The organism is Streptomyces phytophilus (assembly GCF_013870535.1).
Taxonomy (GTDB): Bacteria; Actinomycetota; Actinomycetes; order Streptomycetales; family Streptomycetaceae; genus Streptomyces; species Streptomyces phytophilus.
Window position 1 is genome coordinate 1 of sequence record NZ_JACBXC010001401.1, and the last position, 1,494, is coordinate 1,494.

2 protein-coding genes are annotated in these 1,494 nt (G+C 64.7%); both read left to right on the top strand.

What is annotated here, in order from left to right; genetic code table 11:
- Positions 1 to 285 precede the first annotated feature (285 nt).
- Positions 286 to 849: a tyrosine-type recombinase/integrase gene (locus tag H5J30_RS37580; RefSeq protein WP_309505704.1), complete on the top strand. Its 564-nt coding sequence runs from the start codon at positions 286 to 288 to the stop codon at positions 847 to 849.
- Positions 746 to 1,432, top strand: coding sequence for a hypothetical protein (locus H5J30_RS32790; RefSeq protein WP_181791322.1), 687 nt, complete (start codon positions 746 to 748; stop codon positions 1,430 to 1,432). The genes H5J30_RS37580 and H5J30_RS32790 overlap by 104 nt, the downstream gene beginning before the upstream one ends.
- Positions 1,433 to 1,494: the final 62 nt, after the last annotated feature.

Below are 1,494 nucleotides of genomic sequence, written 5' to 3' on the forward strand. Positions count from 1 at the left end.
TCCCGCCCACCGCCGCGCGGACACCGGCCGCATGTTCTTCGTACTCGCTCCCCGCACTGGGCTCCACAAGGCGACCTCCTCGGCCTCCGCTGCGGAAGGCCACGACCTTGGCCCGGGAGCCGCCGCAATTCGCCGAACCTTGCAGCGCACCAGCGGAGGCGGGCCGACCACGCTGCCCACCAAGACACAGGCTGCTGAGCGCCGCATCGCTCGCCCGCCTGCTGCGTCCAGCCGCTGAAGCGCCATCACGACCGGCAGAAGCACGAACGCAAGGCAGCAAACACCGTGTGGCACCCCAGCAGGCACATCTTCACCACTGCGCAGGGCGGATCGATCGACCCGACCAACCCCGCCCGTACCTTTACCGCGCTCCTCCGCAAGGCCGGCCCCCGCCGCATCCGCTTCCACGACCTCCGCCACCTTGCCCTGGGGCAGGGGGTCGAACTCATCGTGATCAAGGACCTCCTTGGCCACGCCGACATCGGCGTCACCGCCACCGTCTACGCCCACGCCTGGCTGCGCCTCCAACACGACGCCGTCCACACCCTCAGCTCAGCGCCCGGCAGCTTGGAGAAACCAAGACGGGGCGCGCCGACGGCGACGACGCCGCCTCACTCATTCGCTGACGCTGCCGTTAACTGCTACCGTCATGGCCCGCGGGAGCCCCGCCTACGGGCTCTCACTTCATTAGCGACTTGCCGATCAGCCCACTCCGACGCCCGTCATGTATCGCATAATGTCGCACATGAACTCTCTCACCCCCACGGACTGCCCGGGCCTGCTGCGTTTTCTGCGGAGGTGGTACGGCGCCCCGAAGTCAGCCAATGTGAAGCCGGGGGAATCACCTGATGCACCCGGGGAGCTTGTCGAGTGGCATGAGATCTCTGCCCAGTGGGCTGGGGAGATCACTTCACACAACTACGCCGTCCCCCTCGCCGAACTCGCAACGGAAGACGGAAAGATTCCGTTCTGGATTGAGAACCAAGGAACTTGGGTTTGGGCATTCGACCCGAAAAGTGAAGGTTGCTCCGTTTACGAGCGAGAGCCATCCGACGAACCGACCCCGTGGCGACGGACCGGAGAGCGACTCTCAGAATTCTTGATTCACGCCACAATCCTGGAGGCAATCCTGGGGGCTCCTGCGAAGAAATCCGCGCTAGGAGTCCCGGCAGATTGGCTCTGGTCTCGAGAAGGAAGCCATGAGCTCCCCTTCCCCGCATGGAACTGGCCAGCCCGTGATTCGCGTATCCTCCTCGGCGAGAGCTGGCTGGCTCTCGTCCACCCGAGCGACGATCCCGACGCAGGCCATGACATCACCCTCGCAGCGAGGGAGCCAGACGACCTCTCCTGGGCGGAGGATACGCCAGGAGTCGAGTGGCGCTCACAGTCCGACGTTCAGGACTACACAACCGATGAACCAACGCCCTGGTAGGTAGTGAAACACGAATTGGCGGCCGATCCAATCGGATCGGCCGCCGATTACTTTCCTGACTC